Here is a 6772-nt window from a genome sequence, read left to right as displayed (position 1 = left end):
CGACTGTGCCTGAAATAGCATCTGGCTGGGTCAATTCCTGATGAAAAACCCGGGTCAGTTCTCAGTGAAAATCAACACCATTCTGCTTCCTGGCGTGAAGCAGCTTCTGCGAGACAATCCCGATATCCGCGTGGACGTGACCATTGATTACGGACTGGCAGACGTGGTGGCGGATCGTTTCGACGCCGGCATCCGGTTGGGCGGCGAGATTGCGAAAGACATGATTGCCGTCCGGATCAGCCCGGATATCCCCATGGCCATTGTCGGGTCACCAGACTATTTCCGTACCCATCCTGCACCAATGTCTCCAGCGCGGCTTGTGGAGCATAAGGCGGTCAATCTGCGGCTGCCGACATCGCAGACCGTCAATGGCTGGCGTCTGATGCGGGGCGGTCGGGAAACACGGGTGCGGCTGGAGGGGCAGATGACGCTCAATACCATCGACCTTATCCGCGATGCCGCCCTGGACGGGCATGGTTTGGCGTACCTGCCGCTGGACATGGTGCAGTCTGATCTGGAGCACGGCGATCTGGTGCAGATGCTGGCAAAATTCACACCCCCTTTGCCAGGGTATCACCTTTACTACCCCAACCGGCGGCAGGCCCCCGTCGCTTTCAGGCTATTCGTCGAGGCCGTGCGCTATATTGGATAAAAACCTATGTTGAATGATGTCCGGTTTGCGTAACACATGGCAGTATGTTTTAGGTCCTGCATGGAGGCGAATGCCCTCTGTCTGCTTCGTTCTGGAATTACCCATTATACCAGCCTATCCCAAAACATATCATAGAGACACTTTAGTTTCAAAAATTTTCGTTGCTTCAGTTGGCAATCTAGAGAGTAGGTCCGCAGCAATGATCGGCACGCGTGTCGCTTCGATATGCTCGCTGGCGTAACAACGTGCCAGCAACTCGTCTCCTAAATAGCCGTCATACTTTGCTCGCTTCATATCAGGCACCAGTCGAGCCAGAACTTCCGCTTCAGGTGCAGGCCTTTCGGCGAGGGTTTTCAGGGCGGCAATCAGCTTGCTCCCGTCTTGAGCCGAAACCGCGACCGCAATACCCTCCGAATTGGCCTTTACGCCATGAGTGGCGAGAGCAAGCACCAAGGCCAGTTGCGCCCGATTGCCGACCCAGGGGAAAAGCAGGAGTTCGTCCTCATGCCGATGCAAACCTGCATGCCGCAACCCAAGATGGTCGAATGTCTCTCTGGCTTCCGTAAGGCATTCAAGAGCTATCTTATCGAGAAAGCGAGGAATGGCGATGCTCTCATAAACCCGGCGCATCTCCGCTACGACTTCATCGGCGGGAGGTAAGCCCTCGCCACCGAATTTGGGCGGCACGCCACCATACGCTCGTGTGACCAAAATTTCCCGGCGTTGATTGTCGAGCTCGATCACCCGCCACCGACGCCCGGCGAAGATGATGAGTTGTTCCGGCATTACCGGGCTATCGACCGGCAGCGTGCCAAGGTTCCGTCCGCGATCCGTAATAACCTTGAATTCGTCAGGCGTCATGAATACGGCGTAGAACCCACGGTCATTGATGACCCGTTCGCCTTCTTCGCCTGGCAAAAGCGTTCCGTCTGGCGCCTGCTCAATAAGCTGAACCTCCGGATGCTTCATTCGCCGCAGCACATCAATGTAGAGAGCCTGATCAATTTCAGGAAATACCCGACTCTCGATCAAGCGGTTCCAGCCTTGTTTGACTGTCAGCCCGCCGTGTTGAGCAATCAGTGCCAGAATTTGCTGTATCAGCGTGGAAAGATGCAAACTCCCAATTTGAGGCGGTTCATTCCAGCGCCTCAGCATCAGATTGAGCATGGCGATGGTCTGCACCGTGCGCGGCCGCATGGCATCAATGGGATGGATGCGTTCGTCAATCGCCATCTCGGTGGTGTAGACCCGCATTACCGAGGACTGTCCGGCACGTCGACCGGAACGCCCCAGTCGCTGGCGCATGCCTGAAACAGTGTGCCCAGGCCCAATCTGGCTCACAGCATCAATGTGGCCAACATCAATGCCTAGTTCGAGGGTCGTGGTTGCGATAATGGAGCCTGGTCGATCATCTTCTTTCAGCCTTCGTTCGGCTTCTTCACGGTGCTCACGCGATAAGCTACCGTGATGAGCGAAAAATTCCTCCGGTACGCCAGATGTTTCACAAAGACAACGTAATCTTGCTGTGTACAGTTCAACATTCCGCCGCGAACCAGCAAAGATCAAACTCCGATGCCCTCGGAGCGTGTCGAAGAGGTGTGTCGCGATCTCTATGTCTGCTGTGCTCTCGGTTGCCTCGCCCTTGTCTGAATTCTCGTCACGTTGCTTCAGACGTGGCTGTATATAACCGCGAACCTGAAGTTTCAGGGGTTGGCTACCCATTTTAGATTCCAGTATCTCCACGCCATCCGGATTGAGCGGCCGTAAGAAAGCTGCTGAGGTCCTCATGTCGGCCAAGGTGGCCGACAGGCCCACCCGAACGACTGGATGCCCTGCGGCGATCTCGATACGATTGAGCAGAGATTGAAGTTGGCGTCCGCGCTCTGCATCCATAAAGGCATGCATCTCGTCGATCACCATGTAACTTAGCGCAGCGAACAGACGCTTTACTTCATTCCCTCGTCGGACGAGGATGGCTTCCAGACTTTCTGGTGTAGTTAGCAATATCCCATGGGGCCGCTTGCGTGCTCTTTCCTTGACGCTGCTGGCCACATCCCCGTGCCACTTCCAGACAGGAATCTCCACTTCTTCGCAAAGTGTCTCCATTCGACCGAACTGGTCATTGATAAGTGCGCGCAAGGGGCTGATGTAAATGGCCTCAAACCCAGCACCGGGTTTGCGTTCATCTGTAGCCAGTCGCGAAACAATCGGCAGGAAGGCCGCCTCGGTCTTCCCGCTTGCTGTCCCGGCCGCGATAATGAGATCTCGCTGTCCTTCCAGCAGAACCGGAATGGATCGTTCCTGGATATCACGAAGTTCGGTCCAGCCCTGCTGCCAGATCCAGCGCCGGACTTTCTCGTGCAGCAGATCGAAAGACGTCGACGCACCGTTACCGGAAATTTGCCCAGATAGGTCGGACGGTGCGTCGTTCAAAGCCTGAAGTCCGCCAGATCATCGTCGGGCGAGGTCTGAGTGGAGCCAGTTGTTGAAGAACCAGCCGCATCAGGCGCATCCTTTTTGTCGTCATCGATAATATCTCCGCCCGCCGACGGCGCGTCCGGCGCGATCTCAGCCTGGTCCACCAGACTCTGCCATTGAGCCTGCGGGTTCTGTTCCAGAATGGCGAGCAGGTCGAGGAAAGCTTTGATGGTGTTGCGCGGTGTCCGGAAATAGGACTCACCAATCTTCTGGTTGCAGTGAGTCATAAAGGCCTTGAAAACCTCATCTGGCACCAGGTAACGGTCTTGGTCGCCATAGGCGAACACATGCCGCAATTTACCAAGCAGAATGTAGAGGTCTTCGGGGGTCAGGCTTTGAAGCCGGATGACCGGACCGGAAAGATCGACCAGACCATTGCGGGCAAAGCTGTTTTCAGCCAGGCGGGATCGCAGCGCTTCGTAGGAATAGAGGCCCCGGCGGCTGTCCATCAGGAATTCGGGGGTGCCGCCGAAATAGACGCCGAGGGATTCAGCCGAGCCCTGGAGCACATCGTTCACGATACGGAGAATCTGCTCGTAGTTGGCATTGCGTGATTGGGCACTGACCAGCTTGAACAGGTTCACGCATTCATCGAGCATGACCAGAAAACCCGAATATCCTGCCAGGGTCACAAAGCGACTCATGACCTTCAGGTAGTCGTAAACCGAGGTATCGTCGATGATCGAGCGTACACCGAGCGCCTCCCGAGCCTCAGTTTTGAGCGTGTACTCACCACGGAGCCAACGAAGTGCAGCCGCCTTTCCACTCTCGCTCCCTTCTTCGAAAGCGCGCCAGTAGCATTCTATGACGGTTGCAAAGTCATAGCCGGAAACAAGTTCCTGAATGGGAAGCAACCTTTCCTGAATGACGTCTCCGATCGTGCGACCTGATGCCTTGGCTGAAGCCTGTGCCTCCATGATGAAACGTTCGACTACGCTTGCCAGAGCTCCTCCGTCCTGCTTGGTGCGGGTGGCCATGTTACGCATGAGTTCTGCATAAAGACTGCGGGCCTGGCCCCCGCTGGCATGCAAGCGACGATCAGGGGATAAATCTGCGTGAGCCACTACCAGTTTGCTTTGCATGGCAATAGAACGGGCCAGGTTAAGGAAGAAAGTCTTGCCCGCTCCATAGTCGCCGATGATGAAACGAACCGCAGAACCTCCGTCCGCGATGCGTTTGACGTCCTGCACCACCTGATTGACTTCGCCTGCGCGACCGACCTGAACTAACTGGATGCCTGACCGTGGTACGACACCTGCGCGAAGCGCCTGAATGACGCCATCACGCTCCTTGGGTTTGATTTTCTCCGCAGTGCGAGTGCCGTTTGAAGCTGCGACGCTAAGGTTGGTCATGATGATGCTCCCGGCGCGTCAGCAAGAAGCGCCATATTGATGATCAAAGGGTCACCGTCCTCGATAAGTTCTTCATCGAACGTATCATAGGCCCACTCGTTGATGGCTTCGAGCGCGCCATCCGGCATCAACCCGAGTTCGCGTGCCTTGGCCTCAAACCCGGAGCGTGACCATTCCGGTTGGTTGACTAGGTCCTCAAGCAGGCGAGCCTGCTCAGGGCCAAGTCCAACGAACCTCGTTTCCCGCTCCAAAGTGGGCGTAACGGCTGCAGGAACCGGAATTTCAGCAGCCTCGTCCTCATAGATGGGTGCCAGGATTTCCTCGACTTCCTTAGTCTCACGCAGGATGACGCCAACCTTGCTCATGTCAATGACGATACCCTCCTGGGATTTTGCTTTCGAGGGAGGTGCTGGGATCCGATGACCACGTCTCCGCGATTTACCATCCTCGATCACAATTGGTTCCGAAGCGCAGGATGCCGCAGCGGCATTACCCTGGTGCAGGACAGTATAGAGTTCTCGTCGGCCGAGACCAACAGCCTCGTACAGCCGCTCCAAAGCCACCATCATGTCTTGATCGGTTTCGCCTATCGTTAGGGCGGCTGAAGCAGCCAGCGAGGCAATAGTGGTTTGTTGCTCGGGTTCTATACTCCCTACGATGGTTTTAAGGCGGCCAAGTGTTGGCAAGCGTTCCGGAAGCAGGCGCAGACGGGCCGTCAATCGTTTCGTTTCGTGCGGGGTGAGTTGCAGCCGTGTGGTGAGAGCATCGACCAGCTTTTGGCCTAAAGTCAGAGCTTTGGCTGCCGGGCCAATGGCAGTCATGATCAGGGCTGCTGTGCGGAAGTCGGCACCGACGGGTGTTAGCTGGCCTTGAGCATCGCCAATGCGGAATAGAATTATATTCTCACCTGGCTTGGTCCCGCCGTAGGTTGGATCCGGTTCCATGCCGTAACCCACTCGTGCCAGCATGGCGGACATGTCACGAGCTTGCCGAAGACCCGAGGCTGCCTTGCCAGAACCAAAGCACCGCGGGCCCAGTTCTTCAAGCGGCACATCGGCAAGAGGTTGAGGCAAGTCATCCAGCCAGGCTCTGAAAGAACGAACAGTTTCTCTTTCCCCAAGTTCCGCAGGCAGCATCAAGGCGGCGGCCATACTGTCGGCACGTTCACGTTCCTTGCCAACGACCTTGGCAAATGCAGACAGATCCTCACGCGCCCCTTCACATAGCTTGATCATTTTGGTCCACGTCAATTGCGCTGGATCAGGAAGGCGATCGATGCCTTCAAATTTTATTGAAGTATGAAGATACTGACTCGCCGACCGATAACTCAGATCAAGTCGGCTCTCTTTTTTATCTCTGAGCCGAAAGCCGTGCGGGAATTTCTGATTGAACCGATGTCGCGTGAGTTCAATGAACTCCGGACGCGCTCGTGTTGTTGCAATTCGTGGCCATAAGCCGGTTAAGTGAGGAGGTAAAGATAGAATACCTGCTATGGCGAGGTCGACATCAAGCGGCATACCTCTCAATGCGTGCAGACCTAATTTAACCTGAAGCAATGGAGACATATGCTCTCCCAACGCTGCGAGATCTGGATTCCATGCCTCCACTCTGGGTATATCCGTAACAGCATGCTTCATTTCGATAAAATTGAGTAGTTCAGTGCTGTAGTTTAAGAAAGAACCATTATTTCCGAAAATACTGCGCAGGCGTTCTACTTCGGCCACTAATAATGCCTCTTCTGCAATCGAAGGAGTATCGGCTACGAGGCGACGTTCAAGCCCATAGAAATAAAGGAAGGGATAGCCCATTGGGTAGTTCGTATCGGATTTCCCGCTTGCCAGCCAATGCAGGTAAGTCAATCGTTGATTGGGTGTGATATCAGTATAGGAGGGCCAATAGCCCAGATCCAGGTTCGTGCGCGGTGCGCCGGACGCGACTTTGAGCAATGGTCTGATAAGACAAGGCGCTGGAGTGTCGGCATTCCACCCTCCGTCCGGCGCCGCCGTCAAAAAGTTGCCGACATAGACCATGCCATCAGCAATCTCGAAGCCATGGACTGTGACTTTTTCGCCGGGGATTACCCAGTGAGCATCGTCTTTCTTGTGGCTTCGTGATTGTCCATCCGGCACGGATTTCGTCTCATCATTGGGAAATACACGTTGGGCATGAGAGGGGTGCCCATGCACAGGTAACGAGGGGACAGTCTCTTTTCTGGCTGCCTTATTGGTTGTGTCCGGAATTTCGGAACCGCTGAAAATACGCTTTAGCCAGAAAAACATGTTCTACTCAC

At 55.1% G+C, this 6772-nt stretch carries 4 protein-coding genes; 1 reads left to right on the top strand and 3 read right to left on the bottom strand.

What is annotated here, in order from left to right; translation table 11 throughout:
• Positions 1-40: 40 nt before the first annotated feature.
• Positions 41-652 carry a LysR substrate-binding domain-containing protein gene (locus AB2L51_RS06335; protein ID WP_395581753.1) on the top strand — a complete coding sequence of 204 codons (612 nt, stop codon included), beginning with the start codon at positions 41-43 and terminating at the stop codon, positions 650-652.
• Between the two features lie 129 nt (positions 653-781).
• Here AB2L51_RS06335 and AB2L51_RS06330 read toward each other — a convergent pair whose 3' ends face one another.
• From AB2L51_RS06330 to AB2L51_RS06320, 3 genes are read right to left on the bottom strand one after another with little or no spacing between them, the layout of a single operon-like run.
• Positions 782-3085 (bottom strand): DEAD/DEAH box helicase, encoded by a 2304-nt coding sequence (locus AB2L51_RS06330; RefSeq protein ID WP_395581752.1) that lies wholly within the window; start codon positions 3083-3085, stop codon positions 782-784.
• The gene (locus AB2L51_RS06325) at positions 3082-4482 is read right to left on the bottom strand and encodes an ATP-binding protein (protein ID WP_395581751.1); all 1401 of its coding nucleotides are present in this window, start codon (positions 4480-4482) and stop codon (positions 3082-3084) included. Before AB2L51_RS06325 ends, AB2L51_RS06330 begins: the two co-directional genes overlap by 4 nt.
• Positions 4479-6761 carry a TerB N-terminal domain-containing protein gene (locus tag AB2L51_RS06320; RefSeq protein WP_395581750.1) on the bottom strand — a complete coding sequence of 761 codons (2283 nt, stop codon included), beginning with the start codon at positions 6759-6761 and terminating at the stop codon, positions 4479-4481. Before AB2L51_RS06320 ends, AB2L51_RS06325 begins: the two co-directional genes overlap by 4 nt.
• Positions 6762-6772 lie beyond the last annotated feature (11 nt).

This window comes from Acetobacter fabarum (assembly GCF_040702925.2).
Taxonomy (GTDB): Bacteria; Pseudomonadota; Alphaproteobacteria; order Acetobacterales; family Acetobacteraceae; genus Acetobacter; species Acetobacter fabarum_B.
The sequence above is the reverse complement of the archived record's forward strand: the minus strand, read 5'-3'. Positions and strand labels throughout refer to the sequence as shown.

What these genes read in the sequence shown, in the direction of transcription:
- AB2L51_RS06320 (WP_395581750.1), bottom strand. Translation starts at nt 6,761, where the DNA reads ATGTTTTTCTGGCTAAAGCGTATTTTCAGCGGTTCCGAAATTCCGGAC.
- AB2L51_RS06325 (WP_395581751.1), bottom strand. Translation starts at nt 4,482, where the DNA reads ATGACCAACCTTAGCGTCGCAGCTTCAAACGGCACTCGCACTGCGGAG.
- AB2L51_RS06335 (WP_395581753.1), top strand. Translation starts at nt 41, where the DNA reads ATGAAAAACCCGGGTCAGTTCTCAGTGAAAATCAACACCATTCTGCTT.